This is a genomic window from Thermogemmata fonticola, assembly GCF_013694095.1.
GTDB lineage: Bacteria > Planctomycetota > Planctomycetia > Gemmatales > Gemmataceae > Thermogemmata > Thermogemmata fonticola.
On record NZ_JACEFB010000001.1, the window covers coordinates 374,197 to 393,670 of the forward strand.

General features: G+C 55.0%; 13 protein-coding genes. 6 read left to right on the forward strand and 7 right to left on the reverse strand.

Translation table 11 applies throughout. The annotated features are described in order from the left end of the window. Positions 1-9 precede the first annotated feature (9 nt). Positions 10-1,263 carry an RluA family pseudouridine synthase gene (locus H0921_RS01305; RefSeq protein ID WP_315851820.1) on the reverse strand — a complete coding sequence of 418 codons (1,254 nt, stop codon included), beginning with the start codon at positions 1,261-1,263 and terminating at the stop codon, positions 10-12. Between the two features lie 137 nt (positions 1,264-1,400). On the opposite strand from H0921_RS01305, the gene H0921_RS01310 reads away from it, so the two are divergent. Both H0921_RS01310 and H0921_RS01315 read left to right on the forward strand, forming a co-directional pair. Continuing rightward, the gene (locus H0921_RS01310) at positions 1,401-1,811 is read left to right on the forward strand and encodes a secondary thiamine-phosphate synthase enzyme YjbQ (protein ID WP_194536213.1); all 411 of its coding nucleotides are present in this window, start codon (positions 1,401-1,403) and stop codon (positions 1,809-1,811) included. A gap of 71 nt (positions 1,812-1,882) precedes the next feature. After that, the gene (locus H0921_RS01315; RefSeq protein ID WP_194536214.1) at positions 1,883-2,593 is read left to right on the forward strand and encodes a hypothetical protein; all 711 of its coding nucleotides are present in this window, start codon (positions 1,883-1,885) and stop codon (positions 2,591-2,593) included. 45 nt (positions 2,594-2,638) lie between these two features. On the opposite strand, the gene H0921_RS01320 is transcribed toward H0921_RS01315, so the two are convergent. Further along, positions 2,639-4,006, reverse strand: a complete 1,368-nt coding sequence (locus H0921_RS01320) for a UDP-glucose dehydrogenase family protein (protein WP_194536215.1) — start codon at positions 4,004-4,006, stop codon at positions 2,639-2,641. 278 nt (positions 4,007-4,284) lie between these two features. Next, complete coding sequence (locus H0921_RS01325; RefSeq protein ID WP_194536216.1) at positions 4,285-4,890, reverse strand: flavin reductase family protein; 606 nt, start codon at positions 4,888-4,890, stop codon at positions 4,285-4,287. A gap of 531 nt (positions 4,891-5,421) precedes the next feature. On the opposite strand from H0921_RS01325, the gene H0921_RS01330 reads away from it, so the two are divergent. Both H0921_RS01330 and H0921_RS01335 read left to right on the forward strand, forming a co-directional pair. Next, positions 5,422-5,991 (forward strand): RNA polymerase sigma factor, encoded by a 570-nt coding sequence (locus H0921_RS01330; protein ID WP_194536217.1) that lies wholly within the window; start codon positions 5,422-5,424, stop codon positions 5,989-5,991. A 358-nt stretch (positions 5,992-6,349) separates the two neighbouring features. Next, on the forward strand, positions 6,350-9,679 hold the full coding sequence (locus tag H0921_RS01335; RefSeq protein ID WP_194536218.1) for a protein kinase domain-containing protein: 3,330 nt from the start codon (positions 6,350-6,352) through the stop codon (positions 9,677-9,679). Between the two features lie 108 nt (positions 9,680-9,787). Here the strand turns inward: H0921_RS01335 and H0921_RS01340 are convergent, their stop codons facing one another. Then, the gene (locus tag H0921_RS01340; RefSeq protein ID WP_194536219.1) at positions 9,788-11,680 is read right to left on the reverse strand and encodes a UbiD family decarboxylase; all 1,893 of its coding nucleotides are present in this window, start codon (positions 11,678-11,680) and stop codon (positions 9,788-9,790) included. 469 nt (positions 11,681-12,149) lie between these two features. On the opposite strand from H0921_RS01340, the gene H0921_RS01345 reads away from it, so the two are divergent. Continuing rightward, positions 12,150-14,159: a PAS domain S-box protein gene (locus H0921_RS01345; protein ID WP_194536220.1), complete on the forward strand. Its 2,010-nt coding sequence runs from the start codon at positions 12,150-12,152 to the stop codon at positions 14,157-14,159. Positions 14,160-14,266: 107 nt separating this feature from the next. Here the strand turns inward: H0921_RS01345 and H0921_RS01350 are convergent, their stop codons facing one another. Genes H0921_RS01350 through H0921_RS01360 form a run of 3 tightly spaced genes read right to left on the reverse strand, consistent with a single transcriptional unit; the run spans position 14,267 to position 17,112 of the window. Then, entirely contained in the window at positions 14,267-14,836 is a 570-nt protein-coding gene (locus H0921_RS01350; RefSeq protein ID WP_194536221.1) for a thiamine pyrophosphate-dependent enzyme, read from the reverse strand. 41 nt (positions 14,837-14,877) lie between these two features. Beyond that, a complete protein-coding gene (locus tag H0921_RS01355; protein WP_194536222.1) occupies positions 14,878-16,371 on the reverse strand; it encodes a hypothetical protein in 1,494 nt (497 codons plus the stop codon). A 12-nt stretch (positions 16,372-16,383) separates the two neighbouring features. Then, a complete protein-coding gene (locus tag H0921_RS01360) occupies positions 16,384-17,112 on the reverse strand; it encodes a glycosyltransferase family 2 protein (RefSeq protein ID WP_194536223.1) in 729 nt (242 codons plus the stop codon). Between the two features lie 363 nt (positions 17,113-17,475). On the opposite strand from H0921_RS01360, the gene H0921_RS01365 reads away from it, so the two are divergent. Continuing rightward, a complete protein-coding gene (locus tag H0921_RS01365) occupies positions 17,476-19,326 on the forward strand; it encodes a hypothetical protein (RefSeq protein ID WP_194536224.1) in 1,851 nt (616 codons plus the stop codon). Positions 19,327-19,474: the final 148 nt, after the last annotated feature.

A 19,474-nucleotide genomic window follows, 5' to 3' on the forward strand; every position in this document is an offset into this window, starting at 1 on the left:
CCACGAAATCTAACCACTCTCTCCCCCCTTCTGTCCTATCTCCCTTCGCCGCAAGCGTTCCATCAACTCCAGAAAGTCGGCGGGAGGCGGGGCTTCCCATAGGAGATGCTCCCCGGTGAGGGGGTGTACAAAGCCGAGGGTGCGTGCATGCAACATGGGGCGTGTTGCACCGCTGTCATCGGGATAGGGTTTGCCATGAAGCGGACGATCGTAGATCCGCTCCCCGCATAACGGAGAACCGGCTTCCCCCAAGTGGATGCGCACTTGGTGTGTCCTCCCGGTCTCCAAGCGGCACTCGACCAAGGCAAACGTGCCGAGTTTCTCAATAACCCGTACATACGTGACAGCGTGTTTCGCACCGGCCACCTCCGCAGAAGCGCTCCCCCTTCTCCCGTCTCCCCGATCGCGGACCAGCCACGATTCAAGTTTCCCCTCCGGGGGTACGCCACGGGTGATCGCCCAATAACGCCGATCGATGCGATGGTGCCGAAGTTGCTCCGCTAACGCCTGGGCAGCTTGGGGTGTTCGGGCAAAGACCACCAATCCCGAAGTATCTCGATCCAAGCGGTGAACGGCGTAAACCTTGCACCGGGGAGAACCGAGCAGGCTTGGAAGATAATCCGCTAACGTTTTGGGTAGGTAACGTCGTCCCCGCTCGCCGAATTCAGCCTCTTCATAGGCATGCCTCATAGTCGTCAAACCCGCTGGCTTGTGAACAACGACTATGGCAGCATCCGCATAAACAATGTCGATCAGCGGCCTGGGATCATAACGGGCTTGTTTCTCCTCCGCATTTGCCGTCGGAAGGGAAGATGGAGTTGGGGGTATTTGCACTTGGTTCCGCTCAGCCTCCTCACGATTCAGCATCCGATCGCGAGCGGAAGTCTTCTCCAGTGTCTTCGGAAAGTCATGGGGCACATTCCGAAGTTCCGCAGTCTTCCTTACGGGCAGAGAGGAGGAAGGTTCACGCTTCGGCGGATTGGATGAACGGCGCGAAAAGCGGCTCGGTCGCCGAGAAGATGGGGATGAGTCGTCAGGGCGTGGACGGTTTTCGCTTGTTATCCCATGGACCACGGTGTCGGCAATGCGGATCTCTTGGCCTTTCTTCAGGCGGCGAGCAACGTTCGTTTCAATCTGCTGTCCGACGCGAACATGACGCCGTTCGATCAAGCGTTTGACACGGGACCAACTCCAGCCGAGGCGAACTTTGAGCACGGCTGCCAAGGTTTTTCCGGTTTCCCCTCGTTCCACTACAATGATCACCGATATATCCCCTATCTTTGTTTCAGCCAACAATCCTTACCCTGTCCTATGGCAAGTGTGGGGAGCAACACGTTGTTTCGACTCCCAATCCCCCATTATCTGCTGTTACCATAGCGAACGTCCGGAGGAAAACGACAATGCTCTGCCGCGTTTTATCTCTGAAGGTACAATCTCACCGGCGCCAAGAGTTGATCGACATCACCGAAGAGGTTCGCTCCGTGATCAGGACATCCTCATTCCAACACGGCTTATGTACGGTATACTGCCCTCACACAACGGCGGCAGTGACTGTGCAGGAGCATGCTGACCCGGATGTAGCCCATGATATTCTGCTTTGGCTCAATAGCATAGTTCCTAAACATATGGAGGGCTTCCGGCACAGTGAAGGTAATAGTGACGCCCACATCAAAAGCACGTTGGTTGGCACCTCGTTGACTCTGATTGTACAAAATGGTGAAATCTTACTTGGAACCTGGCAAGGCATTTTCTTCTGTGAATTCGACGGCCCGCGCCAGCGTACGGTCAAGATACAACTGCTGGGAGAATAAATAATCTGACAGTAAGACTTGTTATTGTATGTAATATCTTCTTCACATAGCCTTAAACGTGAGATTACATCATGACTATGCCTAGTATGGTCAATGGTGAGGTGCTGCAAGCCGCACGGGGAATGAGCGCGGCCATGCTTGGCACTTGGGTAACTTTGGGGCTAGCCTTGTGGTTGTTTGGCTGGCGATGGCATCGCTTCTGGATCACCTGCGTAGCGGCGTTCGTAGCGGCAGCTATCACCTGGCACTGGGGTAGCCACTGGACTCGGACTCCTCCCGTGATATCTGCCATAGTTATTGGCTTGGCCACCGCGATGATCGCCGTGGAGCTAGCCCGCCTCGTCGTGTTTGGATTCGGCGGCATCACTCTGCTGTATCTAGCCAACCAACTCTTATCTGACTTCCGGGATATCTGGCTCGCCTTCCCTTTGGGAGGCCTGGTTGCTGTACTCCTGTTTCGCATCGGCTGGATTCTCGCAACAACTCTCCTCGGCACTTGGATAACCATCCATGCCCTTTTGCTATTGATCGAATCTGTCTCTCCATTCGATTCTGTACAATGGTTTGACAACAATGCTATGGCTATTCATATTGGAATAATTATTTGGATTGTTATTGGTATAATTTGTCAATTATTAATTGATTCCAAAAGTAATAAATCAAAGTTGACAGAGACTCCTGAAACTACACATGTTTCCGTACTTATACCAGTTGAAAATCAACATGCTGATTCATGGTGGAAGCGCTGGTTTTCCAAACGACAGGCTGTACTCAAGGTGTGAATCGTTGTAGTGCTGAGGGAAAGTGTTTATCTCGCTTGAGATGATTCACTTGGGGTCCTCGCTCTCGGATGGCGGCAGATCCAGTGGTAAACCCCGTCCGATGCCGTAGTAGGTGAAGCCCCAATTGGCCATCTGCCGCGGCTCATATATGTTCCGGCCATCGAAAATGACGTGTCCTTTCATCAACTGACGGATCAGGGCAAAATCGGGATGGCGAAATTCCGCCCACTCGGTGACAATGACTAACGCATCGGCTCCTTGGACCGCATCATAGGGATTCCGAGCGTAATATAACCGATCGCCATACAAGGCCCGGACGTTATGCATGGCTTCGGGATCGTGGACGCGCAGATGAACCTGCTCCCGGAGCAAGGCCTCGATTAGAACCAGTGAGGGAGCTTCACGGATGTCATCTGTTCGCGGTTTGAAGGACAGACCCCAAATAGCAATTGTCAAGCCCGCTAATTGTCCCCGGTAGTGGGCCGAGATTTTACGGAATAATATCTGTTTTTGAGCATGATTGACAGCATCGACAGCCTCCATCAAACGCATGGGGCAACCGACCTGACGGCCCATAGCGATCACCGCGCCCACATCCTTTGGAAAGCACGATCCTCCATAGCCAGGGCCTGGGAAGAGAAATTGGAATCCGATCCGCTGATCGTGTCCAATGCCCCGGCGGACATCGTGAATATCGGCTCCCAAGCGATCGCACAAATTGGCCATTTCATTGATAAAGCTGATTTTGGTTGCTAACATGGCGTTGGCCGCATACTTGGTCATCTCCGCCGATTCCGGAGACATCACCAGAAAAGGGCGATCGGTGCGCAGGAATGGGGCATACAACTCCCGAAGTACCTCCGCCACTTCGGGCCGGCGTACCCCCACCACCACACGATCAGGTTTCATGAAATCTTCGATCGCTGCTCCTTCTTTCAGAAACTCCGGGTTGCTAGCAACTTCCAGCAGATGGGCACAGCCCAGCTCCTGCAAGCGTGCGCTGATGCGAGCATTTGTCCCCACGGGCACCGTGCTTTTGATCACGAGAATTCGGGGGCTTGTTGGGGGAGGTGAAACACCTCGCAGAGCTTGGGCTACGGCGTCAACAACGCTGAAAACTGCCGAAAGGTCCGCTGCTCCTTCTGGTGTCGGCGGTGTCCCGACAGCAACAAAGATCAGTTGAGCTTCCTGAACGGCGGCACTAAGATCCGTGGTGAAATGCAACCTGCCTTCCCGCTGGTTTCTCTGGACCAATTCCAACAATCCCGGCTCATAGATCGGCAGCCGGCCTTCTTGGAGAATAGCGATCTTCTGGACGTTGTTATCCACACAGACGACATCGTTACCGCTTTCAGCTAAGCACGTCCCTGTCACCAGACCCACATACCCTGTCCCGATGACGGCAATCCTCATGGCACTTCCTCGTTCCGATTCCCTAAGGCGTCAAAGTCCAGGGCCAGCAACTGTTCTCCGGCTCTGCAGGGACAACAAACGTATCCGCGGGATGAAGAACGCAGGGCATGATATGGCAGCACTAATTCCAATAGCAAGACCGGTTGAAGGGCACAAGGACAGCCGAACGTCCTCACTCTCCTCGGATATATTCGGCAACCTCGGCTGAGTTGCCTGCATTTCCCCGGTTCATGACACCACTGAGTTTACCGGCGAACGCACAAATGACTGGTGGACGCCTATGGCCGTGCTAACTCAAATAAATCCGTCGTTCGGCACCAGTAGTTGCCGCCCATACGTCCCACGGTTTGCAACCGCCGGGGATCAATACCGCCCCGTCCATCGAGAATGGCCTCCGCAATGTGGATCATGACCACTTCTGCAATAACAAGATTGGGCGCGATGGCCCCGTTCCCAAAGGGAAGAATCTGTCGCACGATGCACTCAAGAGCTGCGGGTGATTCCACCAAGCGAGGGGGGCGAACTTTGATGCTCGGCACTGTGGATAGCCCCACCAAGGCCAGTTCGCTTTCCTCTGGAGGAAGTTCTTTCGAGGACAAATTCACCTGTTCTGCCAAAGACGCCGTAGCAGCATGGATCACACATTCGCCAATTTGCTCCAGGTTCCGCAAGGTGTCTTTCTTACTCCCATCTCGGCGCAAAGTCGGGGAAAAAACGACGATGGGAGGATTGGCGCCAAAGAGATTGAAAAAACTGAACGGAGCCAGATTGACGATGCCGTTCGTTGATAGCGTGGTCACCCAGGCGATGGGTCGTGGGGTTACGATGCCGACGAGGTAATGGTACACTTCCAGCACCGACGACTGGCTGGGATCGATGTGCATAGTCTCTGGCTCCTGGAAAACGGCAGCAGCAGTATCTTTCCTATCCCTTGACAGGAATTATAGAGGGAAACCTGATGATACCGCATGAACCGTTGCTTTGACGAAGTTTGGCCTACGAAAGAACATAGAAGAGTGGGCATTCGAGATTCCCGGATCGATCCCCCATAACCGCGGCTGCGAGCCACAAATAACACTTTCGCTGAGTTTGGTAAGTCCAGCCCCTCTAGATGGCTCTCAATGACCCTAGCAAGAAACGAAACCGCTTCTTAGGCTTTGCAGTGAATAGGACCACGCATGGATCAGAAACAAATCTTACGTAGACAGGACAATCCAAACTTTCGCATTCTCCTTTTGGCCAGACAATAATTGAAAAAAATTCCGGACGAGGAGCTTGCGTAGCATTGCATCCACAAATATGGTGAGATTGCGGTTTCGAGCGGGAAGGAACTGACCCGCACCCCACCAGTTGGTGAGACAGGTGTGCTATGTTATAGAGTGTCGTATTGGGGTTCAGAGTCAAGCGAGCCGTTCATGCTCTCGACATCACAAAGTTTGCTGCAACGGGCCTGTGGTGAGGAACCTCGCGCGTGGGAGCGGTTGTGCACTCTGTACGGTCCGATGGTATATGCTTGGTGCCGCCGTGCAGGACTGCAAGATTGTGATGCGGCTGATGTCGTCCAGGAGGTATTTCGTGCCGTCTTCCAACATTTGAAGGATTTCCAGGCTCGTGGCGGCGTCTTTCATGCTTGGTTGGGCAAAATAACGGCCAATCAGGTACGCCAGTATTTCCGGCAGCAGCGTCGGCTGCGTTTGGCATGCTTGGGTCAGCAGGCGGTCGAAGTGGCAGACCCCGCTCCCTCACCCGAATGGGAAAGCGAATGGGAACACCCATCCTGTCGGCAGCAGGTCATTCAACGTGCCTTAGAATTAATCCGAACCGAATTCACCTCCACCACCTGGGAGTGCTTCGTGCGCACCACGTTACAGGGTCAATCTAGCGTGGATGTGGCGGCCTACTTGGGAATGAATCCGAATGCCGTCCGCCAAGCTCGCTACCGCGTGCTCCACCGCTTGCGCCAGGAGTTGGAAGGACTGCTCTGAGTACAAATGCCCGCTCGCTTTCGCCTGCCAGGCGCATCCCGTTGTCCATTGACATGATCAGGGGCCTGTCCCTAAGCGAGGGGTGGCCGGCTTCGTGACTCCGCAACTTCCTCCCGCCATCAACCGACAGCCCTTCCTGAACCCGTCGCAGGTACCAACGACCCAATAGCTTACATCGCAAACCATAATCGACACATCACTTTGCCATCAGGTCCAAAACTGCCCATAAGGGGATCGCGTAACGCCGAAGCATTAATCACTATGAACGGGATGCCATCCCTTCCTCCGCAGTGGAAAGGGGAACGAAGTTTGAGGATGGACCCTCATGAACCTGATGGGAACTCCTGCGAGGCCGGCAATGGCTGACAAAATTATCCAGTCAGAACAAGTAGATTTGTTCGAGCAATTGGCAGTCTTGGACGAAAACCCAGCAGCCGAAGTGCAGGAGACCGTCCGGCAATTGCACTCTGAATTGGCGACCCTCGCGCGTCAATTGTCCGAGTCGGCACCTCACGATCCCTGCATGCAGGAATCGGCATGTCAGCAAGCCCTGGCGCAAATCAAGGCTTTGATCCACAACACGGTCATGAGCACGGCATCGCTGGCTGCTTCAGAAGACGGTTCCGAAGAAGACGAACCGGATCAAGTCCCGGAATCACTGGAGCATTTCCGAATCCTCAAGTTGCTGGGAAAAGGCGGGATGGGAGCGGTTTATCTGGCGGAAGACACGCGCTTGGGGCGTCAGGTCGCCATCAAGACGCTGCGCCGCGGTCTGGCCAAGAAAAAAGCTGCAAGAGAACGATTCTTTCGAGAAGCCCGTTTAGCTGCCACTATCGAACACGATCATGTTGTTCCCATTTACTACGTTGGGGAAGCGCACGGCATTCCCTTTCTCGCTATGCCCTACTTGAAAGGGAAGAGTTTGGAGGAATTACTGCGCAATCACCACAGGTTGCCGCTGCGGCATGTGTTGCATTTGGGATTGCAGATCGCCTCCGGCTTAGCGATTGCACACGAAAAGGGACTGATTCATCGCGACATCAAGCCGAGCAATCTCTGGGTGGAGCCCGTCGGTGGCGGCCGCATCAAAATCCTGGATTTCGGACTTGCCCGCTCTAATGAAGATGACATGACACTGACAAAATCCGGTGTGATCCTCGGAACGCCCGCTTTCATGGCTCCGGAGCAGGCCAAGGGGGAAAAAGTCGATGCCCGCGCCGATTTGTACAGCCTGGGTGTGATACTTTACCGAATGGCCACAGGTCAATTACCTATATCCGGAACTGACACCTACAGCATGCTCGTCGCGTTAGCTACAGAGCAACCTCGCCCTATAGTAGAATTGGCACCCGAGTTGCCCCCAAGTCTTGCAGATCTCATCATGCGTCTTCTAGCGAAGGAGCGGAACTTGCGTCCCGCTTCTGCGCGAGAAGTCGTCCGGGAATTGAAGACCATCCAGGAGACCTATAAGTCCACAGGACACCCCCCTTCTCCACAGACCGCGATGCCAGTGGGTCAATTAGTTCTGCCACTAGCTCAGCCGATTTCCTCTCTGGCGCGAGAATCGGAAGCGGAGAACAACCCGTGGACAAGTCTAGCAAGCTCCGAGGATACCCCCTCCCCTACGACCCCGCTGCGGATCCAACGGCAACCCCGCCGATCGCGGCCATACCTTCCTTTACTTGTGGCTTCGGGAATTGCCGGCCTGGCCATCCTCATTCTTTTGGGAGCTATTACGATTATCATTCGGGACAAAAGTGGGAAGGAAATTGCTCGCTTGGAAATCGAAGAAGGAAGCACCGTCGAAGTCAAGGAAGGGGGAAGAATTGTCAAAGTCTGGCCGCAAACGGATATGAAAGCCCGGAGTGGCACCTCAGGCGCTTCCAAACCACCTGGCTCGATGGGGAATTCAGAGAAAGACCCCGACCGCCGCGCCGCCCTGTGGGTGCTCTCCGTGGGGGGAAGCATCCGTATTCGCCTGGCGGGGCAAAACAATCAGATCATCCCTGTCGCCAACCTTCCCGCGGAACCTTTTGAACTCCATGAAGTGAATCTCTACCACAATCCCCATGTTACCGATTCGGAATTGGCATACCTTGCCGAACTCAAAGGTCTGGTCGTTTTGCACCTGCGCGGAACCAAGATCACCGACGCCGGACTATTCCATCTCCGGAACGTCAAAAGTTTGAAAGACCTGGACTTGGTCGATTGCAAGCACATCACGGATGGAGGACTCGGCCATCTCCATGAACTCACGAATCTTGACAGACTGTGGGTTTATGCCACTCCCATCAGTAATGAGGGGCTGATTCATATCAGGCAACTCAAAAACCTTACATCGCTGAATGTCGGTTACACCAAGGTGACTGAGGAGGGACTGGATCAGATTCTGGAACTGGAGAACCTGACCTTCCTGCACATAGGCGGTTCCAAGATCACAGACGCTGGGGTGGCACGGCTGAAGCAACTCAAGGCACTGAGATATCTGGACATCAACGGGAATCCAATCACCGATGCCGGTTTGGCACACCTCAAGGAGTTGCCACAACTCATGTGGATGAATCTAAGTGCTACCGAGATTACCGATGTGGGTTTGATTCATCTGAAAGAAATGAAGAAATTGACCCGGCTAGAATTCAGGAAAAACAAAGGGTTGACCGACGCTGGACTGATTCATCTCGGTGAAATGAATCAACTCACTGGACTGTTTTTGGAAGAGCTGAACATTACGGATGCCGGTCTGATTTCTCTCAAAGGTTTGAAAAACCTGACTGTTCTAAGCCTGGCGGGTACACCCATCACGGATGCTGGGCTGGCCCATTTGAACTCCGTGAGGAGTCTGGATGATCTGAATCTCAGTAATACCCGCGTCAGCGATCGGAGTCTGGGGTGGATAGGATTACAACCCGGAAGGACGAGAGTCTCTCTAGCCCACACTCGTGTTTCGCGCGAAGGTTACGAATCGCTGAAGCGAACTCATCCGCATTGGGCCAGACGCTTGGAGTGGTCCGAGCGCAATCACGAACTGGCTCAAGTGGTACACCGGCTTGGAGGGCAAGTTTGGATTGCAGCGCGGGAGGAGGAAGAGGCAAAGCTTGTCAAAAACCCCGAAGAGCTGGTACGCGGCTACTTCCAAGTCCGGAGAGTTATTCTGGCTGGTGTCCGAGAACCGTTGGGCAACCTGCCAGCCATGCTTGCTCAGCTCTCTGACCCCGCCTGGGATCGCCTTGAAGTGCTGGAACTGTCAGGTCGGCCGGTTCCCGATCTTGGGTTTCTCCATGGTGTCAAGACCTTGACAGAGCTAAGGTTGGTTGATGCCCAGCTTAATGACCAGACCCTCAGCCGCTTGCCTCCGTTGCCAAAACTCAAAAAACTGGTGCTGGATGGGAACGAAATCGGGGCTGTGGGTGCAGGTCACTTGGCTGCGACCTTCCCGCAACTGGAAGAATTGTCCTTGGCTCGGACCCGTTGCGACGCCCCTTCCATTCTCCAATTGACGGCCTTGAAGGAATTACGGGTGCTCAACTTGGCACATACAGCCATCCAGGACAATGCCTTGAAAGAAATAACTAAGCTATCGCAACTGAAATCGCTCGATCTACGCGGCACTAAAGTCAGCGCCAACGGCGTCGGTGAATTACAAAAGGCTTTGCCACAGTGCCGAATTGTGTGGGATGGAGCCAAATAATGCCACATCTTTTAGTAATTCGCTTCCTATGGTGGACTTTCTATTTTCTAAAGGCAGGATCAGCATGATCCCTTCTTCGCCTCAACAAGCACAAGTGGTGCGCCCGGCTTATTCCCACCCTGCCAGTGGGCCCGTGCGAGTGAAGAACCGATCGATCCGCTTCTGAATCGCGGGATCCTCCTCCAAGGGATCGGGCATGTGAGGTTTGAGCCGAGCATCAATGACCAGCGGGCCACGACAACCCCAATGCTTGTTGTGGATGAAGGCACCCACTCCGTAAATATCACGAGCCGGATCACTTCGGGTGAAGACGACCCATAACCAGTTTTGCAAACTTTGGGCTGCAAAATCAGCGTCGTCCACGACCGTGATCAAAGGCCAGCCTTTCCACATTGTTTCATTCGTGCGAAAGGCTTCGTCCCAGCAGGCCAGCAAACGGTCCATATCTGAGTCTTTCGTAGGATGGCTTGGGGAAAGTTGAGAGATTCGTGGGCATGGTGGGCCTTGAATAGCAACGATGCCGGGAAGGACAAGGCGCATCGGACCAAACTCGGAAGGAACGGGCCAATGAGACGGCAAAGAGTGGGCAAGTTCCCGCCGTTTCTTCCCCGCCACGGCGATGACCACTTTACTGCCGACATTCAGCCCGCAGCCGGCGGAATAATCCAGAGTGTCAATTGTTGTTTGCGTGTGGAAATGGAGGTCGCGTTCAGGTCGAACTCGTTCCAACACATGGCGGAAGAAGGCGGGAACGTCATGGACATCGAGTGAAGGGTCATCCTCCTGAGCAGCGATGAGGAGATATTTTGCCAGGGACAGTTGGCCTTGACCGAGGATTGCCGAGGCCTGCGTCAGCAATTCCTGAGGTTGTCGTTCGGGAGCGTAGGGCACGTAACGCTCTGAGCCGATGGCCAGAAGCAAGGGATGAACACCGGCTGCATCCACGGCATGAACGGCACGCACACCGGGGAGCACGGAGGGAATAACCGGTCCGGTCAACTCGTGGATCAATTCCCCAAAGCAGGAGTCCTCTTGGGGGGGCCGACCCACGACTGTGAACGGCCAAATGGCATCAACGCGGTGGTATATAGCTGTCACCGTCATGACGGGAAAGTCATGGCGGAGGCTATAGTAGCCGAGATGGTCGCCAAATGGTCCTTCGGGCTTGGTTCGGCCGGGTTCGACATATCCTGTGATGACGAAATCGGCATCGGCGAAAAGTGGAAGAGGAAAAGGGGAATCGTGTTTGGGGATGGGGCACAGGCGGATGCGCCGGCCTGCCAGTATGCCCGCAAAGGCAATCTCTGGCATTCCTTCCGGCAGAGGCATTACAGCTGCGACGGCCAGCGCTGGCGGACCACCGACACTGATACATACGGGCAACCGCTCTCCGCGACGCAGCGCTGCGGCATGATGCACGCCGATGCCCCGATGAATCTGGTAGTGCAAGCCGCATTCGCGATCGGGCAGATAGTCATTTCCGCCTATTTGTACCCGATACATCCCCAAGTTGGAATGCCGCCAACCCGGATAATCCGGGTGCTCGGTATACACTTGAGGCAAGGTGATGAACGGACCGCCGTCTGCCGGCCAGCATTGCACTTGCGGCAGTTGCGAGAGAATCGTGCGCGCAGCCAGGACCGGACCACGACGCACCCAGCGAGGGCGGAGGCAGTTCAGCCAAAGCGGCAACTTCCAGTAGCGCCAAGGGTACCGCACCAATTCTTGGGGATCCCGCTTCAGGGACACCAGTTGGCGGACTACATCCAGGGTATCGCGGAACAAGTAGCGAATACGTTGAGGTGTGCCGAAAAGATTGGAAACCATCGTAAAGGGGGTGCCTTTGACCCGGCGGAACCACAAAGCAGGTCCCCCTTGACTTTGCACTCGGCGGTGCAAAGCAGCGGCTTCCAGATACGGATCGACTTCCTCCTCGATTCGTACGAGTTGATTCGTCATCTCCAAATCAGCAATACAACTACGCAGATCGGCATATCCCATGGAATAGGAACCGTTCACCCCCAACAAAAATAACGCATTACTCGTCTGGCTCGAATTTTTTTGCCACAGCTCCAAATATCATTTTTCGCCATAATTTTTCGCTGTTGCTGAGGAAAAATTGTCTTGGGTAAGCTGAGCACAACTTGGATATGCCACAAATCTGCGGTAAGGTGTACGGTGTTGGGAGGAACATGCCACGGTGATGACACAGAACTGTCCAGAGCCTCCGACATTCGCCCGCGCCATGAATGCACAACATTTTTCGCGTGGAACCATCTTGGTGTTTGCAGCTCTAGGTTTGTGTGTCTCCTTGTACCTCCTGTTTCCCCATGAATGGATCGGTTGGGCCGGCGCTGGAGGAGTGATATTGATTTCGACCGCTTTGGTGAGGCAGCAACGCCGAGAAGCACACCAAGATGGAGAAGCTGCCACTACACCCCCGCTTTCAGAACATGCGGAGGGTTACCGCTTGCTGGAATCCGCGGTAGTACACGCCCATGATGCCATCGTGATTCTAGAGGCTCATCCCCACAACGGCCAAGGACGGTCCGTCCTATACGTCAATGATGCCTTCTGCCGCCTCAGTGGATACTCCCGGTCTGAAGTTGTTGGACGTTCCCTGTATCTTCTTCGCGGTCCGGATACCGATGCCGCGACATTGGAACAATTGCGTGAAGCACTGGATAACGGCCAGCCCCTGCGTACAGAGTTGATGAACTATCGCAAGGATGGCACACCATATTGGGTGGATCTGAGTCTGGTGCCAGTGTCGGATCGCCGGGGCCGTATCGCTCACTGGGTCATGATTCAGCGGGATATTACCGACCAGCGTCAAGCGGCGGAAGCACTCCGCAAGAGTGAGGAACGCTATCGCCTCCTCTTCGATGGGAATCCCCAACCGATGTGGGTCATTGAGAGCCACACTGGCCGCTTTCTAGCTGTCAACGAAGCGGCTATCCGCGTGTATCAATACAACCGGGAGGAGTTCTCGTGCCTGAAGGCGAGCGATCTCGAAGTGGGGGAACTATCCGTCCCGATTCCACCTTCTACGTCGTCCTCTCGCTTTCGTCGCCATAGGACCCGATTCGGAAAAATCCTCAACGTCGAAATCATATCCCATCCCCTGGTCGTGGATGGCCGTGATGCTGAACTGGTTTTGATTCACGATTGGACCGAACGCCTGCAACTGGAAGAACAACTGCGGCAGGCCCAGAAGATGGAAGCTATCGGGCAGATGGCGGGCGGGGTCGCTCACGACTTCAACAACATTATGACGGGCATTCTGGGAAGTCTGGGTCTCATCCGCTTGCCAGCCGATGATCCCAACAAGGCGTTGCTTCAAGCCGTTGAAAAGGCTGCACTCCGAGCGGCGGATTTGACCAGCAAACTTCTGGCGTTTGCCCGCCGCAATCAATTGGTGCTCGCTCAAGTGCAACCTGCAGACATCGTCACGGAAGTAGTGACACTGCTGCGTCATGCCATCGATCCGCGGATCACCTTTACCGTCTCGGTGACGGAGAACTGCCCGCCGATTTGGGCCGACCCGAATCTTTTGGTTCAAGCTTTGGTCAACCTCTGCCTGAATTCCAGGGATGCCATGCCCAACGGTGGAACTATTACCCTTCGGGCGCACCCCGTGACAATTCATGAAGCGGACCTGTTGGCATATCCGGCGGATGCCAAACCTGGACACTATGTCTGCTTGTGTGTTCAGGATACCGGGACGGGTATTCCGCCCGAACTGCTCGGCCGCATCTTTGAACCCTTCTTCACCACCAAGGAAGTTGGTAAAGGAACAGGTTTGGGGTTGCCGATGGTCTTGGGTATTGTCAAGCAGCATCAAGGCTGGCTCCGCTGCAATTCTACGTGGGGCCAGGGGACCTGTATGGAGTTGTACCTCCCGGTCGAAGGCAGTTTGGCCGCTGGGCCTGTAACTGGACCGCGCTCCGACAACTTTACCACTGTCAAGACGTTGGTCGAGACACCACGGCGAGCGGCTCCAAATGTTTCTGCGACTCGTTCGGCCAATGGCTTCCATTCCCCTCAAGCATCGCGGAGATGCATCCTGTTGGTGGATGATGAAGCCATGATCCGGGACATCGGACGGGCGGCCCTGACCAGCGCCGGTTACGAGGTGTTGCTCGCGGAAGACGGCGCCGAAGCCGTGGAAGTGTTCCAGCGGGAACATGAGCATATCGATTTAGTGATTTTGGATGTCATGATGCCGCGGTTATCAGGACGTGACGCCTTCCGCCAGATGACAGCATTAGTCCCGGACGTTCGCGTGCTCTTCTCGACGGGTTACTCTTCGGAGGAACTGACAGAACTCGATGGAGCTGTCGGACTGCTCACGAAGCCTTACCGACCGCAAGAATTGCTGGCCGCCGTCGAAGCCGCTCTGGCCGTATCCCTGACTTCCCCAGCCGAAAAGGACAACGCGAGTATGAATGAGCAAAACTACATCGTTTCCACTTCCTAAGCCCAGGGTGACACCTCTGTTGCTCTCCGGGATGAGCAGCACCTCCCTCAATATCCCAAGGGAATAGATTGCTTCGTGCATGGAAGCAACCGGAAATCCGAGACCCATCAAACGGTGGCAGACCACAGGCTGCGCAGGCGGCGGATTTGTTCCGGCATAGGCCGCGGCGGCGCTGGGGTTGTTCGACCCCGCTCTCCCTGCACTTGCCACCAGATAAAAACCGGGCCAGGACCCGCAAGCGCTGCCGGTGCTGACTGTTGCCACTGCTCGAGCGTGGCACAGGTGTAAACTCGCGGAATGCCTGCTCCCTGAGCAATGCGAGCGAAGTCCGTCCGCCGGGCGTTCGCTACAGGCTGCCCGCCGGTGACCTCGTACAGTCCGTTATCGACCAGAATGATGCGAAGCGGAACCGAGTACTGAGCCGCCGTCACAAGGCATCCCAAGTTCATCAGCAGTCCGCCGTCCCCTACCAGGACAGCCACTTTCAACTCAGGACGTGCCAAGCACAAACCCAAGGCCAGCGGCACTGCCTCGCCCATACTCGATGGAAGATAATGAAAGTCGCGCGCGGTGTCCGAGAATTCCGGCCACAGGGCCACCGTTCCCATAGTGGTTATCACGACGTGCTCTCCCCTGTTGCAGGCGAGCACTTCCAACGCCTCTTTCGGGTGCATCATCACACGTCCCTCTGATCTTCATGACCCTATTTGCCGGTTTGTTACGTAATGATTGGCTTTCCATCCAGAAACTGCGTCAGAAACGGCCGCAACACCTCTTCCGGAAACAACACCCAGGAATAATCGCGCCGCCGGAAGACTTGCTGGCACCGGTGACATCGTTGTGACATACGGTATTGTTCTTGTAGCTCCTGCAAGGATTCACTCACATAACCTCGCAGGGTTTCGGTCAATGTTCGCAGGGTTTGGAACCAGCGGCGTCGGGCGGCATGCTCCTTCAGAGGCGGCTCCTGCCGAATGTATTCCAGCTTACGCTCTGCTAATTGTCTGGCCTCGGCGGGCGCACCGGCTGGCAGATGGCGTTGCGGATTCCAGTATACATCCCGCCAGAGGTGCCAGAAGACGGCCGGATTTGGATTTTCACCATTGGTCCTCTGTTTTCCACAGCAATATGCTTGGACGTCGGGGGATAAGGGAAGATACAGCGTGCCCGTCACGACCAGGTAATGCGGCGGAGCCAAGCCGAAATAGTCCGCGATCAAAGCATCTGTGATCTGGTCATAGAGCGCACCGCCTAACCCATGAATGAAACAGTGCCCCAAAACCAGTCGGCAGAAGAGAGTCAGTGTCAGCGCTCGAGGCCGTAATTTTTCCAGCGGGCTGTGGCGGGTTGCACGCAAACGTTGCTTGCCGCGTACCTCCCAGAATGGTACCTCATCCGCTTCCAACTCCGGGATCGAACGGACCGGCTGCTGGACAGCTTTCTCGTCGCGAAAACGTTGCAGTGCAGAATTATACACCTTGCGAAACCGGGACAGATCGGCTATCAGATGGCGGGCAAACCGCCGAAATGCTTCCGTCTGTGCTAGCTTGCTGACCGGCAATTCATAGTTTTGACACCCCCATAGCCGCTCCAGATGGCGGCGCAAATGCGTGAGAAGTCCTACCAGTTGAGTCCCGCCTTGGACGGATTGCGGCCAAACCCGCAAGGCCAATGGCTCGAAGTTCCACCCTTCGCTCAACTCCCTCAACCTCTGAGGCACTGCGGTGAAGAGACTGACATCATAAAGCGGCCGGAGTTCATAGGGCGTCATCAAATCGGCACGATCATACGGAATCAGGACGCGAGTAGCCGACTCCTCCTCGGATCGTGGAATCCAAGGGACGGACAGGTAATTTCTCTTCGGCAGATCGTGATCGGCTATCAGATGGAGGGGGACAGCCCCAAACTTCCGCGCGAAGCCTTGGAGAAAAAAATGCTTGAGCCATACACCGGGGTGGTCTAGCTCAGGTTGATGTCCACTGACAGCAATGAGGGAGTCCGCAATTTGGGACACCGCTAAGGGCGGTTCCGTCTTGGAAGCGATTTCCCTCCTGAGAAGCTGTTGGAGATCGAGCAGGGAAAGACCATCGATCGTAACCTGCTTCTGCTGGACAATCGATAAATTGTGCTGAAGGATGCGTGGTATGTCCTGGAAAGGAGGATAGATAAAGTATCCACCGTCAACTTGAGGGGCACGCAGCAATGGCAACATGATCGGCTTCAATCAGACAGCGCTGGGTGTCGTCAAGCCTTCTAGACACGGCAGTGGGTCATGCAGGGCTGATTCGATCACGGCACGATAGTACGCTAAACGCTGTTCCGGGTCATTTAGCGTTCCACCAAAGGCCCGGCTGGGGTCAAGATAGATGCGCGGAACAGCAATTTCCCGGATACGCAATCCCAATCGCGCCGCTTGCACCCAGAGTTGCAGAGGCATACCCCATCCCACCTCCGTAATCCGCAAGCACGCCAGAGCCTCGCACCGATAGGCTTTGAAGCCACAGAATGCATCGGTCAATTGCAAGCCGAAGCGGTGATTCAGCTCCTGGGTGATGATAGCGTTGATGTAACGCCGGTCCGTGGGGGCAGGGGTATTCTGCCGGAAGTCCCGCAAATAGCGGCTGCCTGAGACGATGTCGTATCCAGCTAAGGCTTCCAGTAAGAGGGGAATGCGTGACGGCTCGTGTTGGCCATCACAGTCCATCGTCACGAGAACATCGTAACCTTGCGTCAACGCATAGGTAAAGGCGGAGATCAAAGCGGCACCATAACCCCGATTTTTGGGATGGTCAATCCGATAAATCCCCGCTTCCGCATCGAGCAAGGCCGCAGTGCCATCGGTGGAGCCGTCGTTGACGACGAGTATCTCCGGAGCGTATCGCCGTGCTGCCGCGAGCACCTCGCGTACGGACTTGGCCTCATTGTACACCGGAATCGCGGTCAGCACTCGCATATCCTTCTCCCTGCACCTCTAAGTTCTTGACATCGGTAGAGGCACGGTCCTCCACACTATGATAGTAGGGACTGGAAGGGGTTGCAGTCCGGGGCATCAATGGTCATAAGTACTCTCTCCTAAAGAAAGCAGAAGATCGTAGGTACCGCTCGCGCATTCCTTCTGCTTTTCGCGCTTCCCATCTCACCGGAGAAAGGGTAAGCTGATAGGGAAACAAGCTAGGCAGAGCATCACGGGCCTGATGGACCCCCATTGTTTTCTCATCCATCCACGTCCTCGCGTGAGAGAAAACACCGTGGAGTGCGGAACATGTCCCAAGCTGCAACGAGATTGGCCTCCGAATGGAGTTCCAACGAACTCAAGATGGACGAAACCACTCGGGCGCGAGCAGCCGCTCGGCCAGGCGGCTGGATATGGGGTACGGTCCTTGTCCTGCTGGGAATGGCAGGGTCCGCTTTGGCGGGTCCCCCCGCAGCGGCAGCGGGTGGCCAGGATTTTCCCTATCCAGCCGATGCATTGCTTGTGGTTTCACTCAAGGGAATCAAGGCCATTGAAGATCATATCCAGGAATTGGCAACAGCAGCTTTTCCTAAGCAAGCGGCTCAATGGCGCGACCGGCTCAGGAAAGACTTGGCCGCAGACCTCCTCAAGGACAGGGATACCTCCGCTCTACGCCCCGATGCTCGCTTGTATCTCGTGATCCACGACCTCGGTGAAGAATTCAGCAATCCCGAGTGGAGTCTATTGTTGCCGGTGCAAAGCTACAAAGAGTTTTGCACCTCCTTCCTGACACTAACTGAGCAGCGCACACGAACCCGAGAGGCCCCCGGAGTGGAAGCCATCCGTACAGCAGCCCTGATGGAGGAAGAAACAACGGTGTACTTGGTCGATTTGGGGGAATACGTGGCCATCTGCTCGGAGCTGAAACAGGCGCGTGATTATCGGGGCCAATATACGCGAGGATCGACACGAGCCTTGGGTCCCACGTTGACAGAGACGTATCTCAGAGCGGACGTGGCCGTGTACGTCAATGTGGAAAGTCTAGTTCAGCGTTACGCCAACGAACTGCGGGCGATGAAAGCGCTGTTTGATTTTGTGTTGCAACAAGCGGAACAGGAAATACCCGGTTTGGACCGAGCCCAAAAGGAAATGTTGAAAAAAGTCATTCCGGCATTGTTTCAGGCCATAGACGATAGCCGTGCGGTGGTGTTGGGATTGGAATGGGGTGCCAAAGGGATCCAGGGCAATCTGCACATCCGATTCGGTGAGAACACAGCCAGCAGTCGGGTGTTGGTACGCGAGAAAGGCTTAACACCGTCCGAGTGGGCCCATTTGCCCGCAGGTATGCAATGGTACTTTGCCCAATCAGCCCAAGGCCAAATCGGTAAGTTCCTCGTTCAAACTAGGCAAGACTTCCGAGCCGCGGATAACGATCCTCAGGGCCAAAGGTTGGTCCAGTTGCACCTCAACGATCTCCAGTCTTCCGATCTCCAAGTACTGCGCGAGGCCGTAAACTGGCCTGGCTATAGTATCTCCGTGGCTCGATACCGCGATCCTGAGAAAGCCCTGCGTGCTTACGTGAAACTTCACAAAGTCCTGGGCGCCGGCGGTTACGCCCATGGCGGGCGACTCAGGAATGCACCCGGTGTCCGGGAAGGTGCGGAGCAACACCGCAGGTTCACCTTCACCGAGATACGCCTCCACTTTGATTGGGATGAGATGCTCGGGGAATTTCCGGAAGCACAACGCGATGCTGCAAGGGATGTTCTGAAACGCATCCTTCCGGAACGTATCAACTCATGGGTAGGTCTCGTCGAGACGAATCAGCATAAGGAACTCGTGGAATTGTGGGCCAGTAATTGGGATGAAGCGCGGAAACTTTTGGACCGCTACCTCGATGGAAAGGAGAGTTTAGTCAGCCGGCCTGAATTCGCTGTCTTGCGCGATCGCTTGGCCGACAGCAGCAGTATGAACATCTTCGATCTGAATGCTATAACCCCCGTGGTCCTGGATTTTCTCGAACTGTTCCGACTGGAACAGGACCTGTTGCCGCTGCCGCGCAAGCCTAAGCGCATGGACACCAATACCCCAGCCTTTGCCCTCCTGAACTATCGGTGCCAAGAGGAAGTCTTTACTCTACAACTTTACTGCACTCCGGAGGCCGTTGCGATCCTCGCTCAATTTGTCGAATCTCTCTTGAAAAATGCCGATTGAACGGGGGAAGTGCGAAGAAGCCCGATTTGTAATCCCCCGCCTTGCCGCGGCTTGTAGAAAGAGTTACGATCCAATGCTAGTGTTACCTAAGCACGCTGACGGGAAGGTCGAGACCAAACACCTCTTTTCCTGCATTGTTATGTTGCAG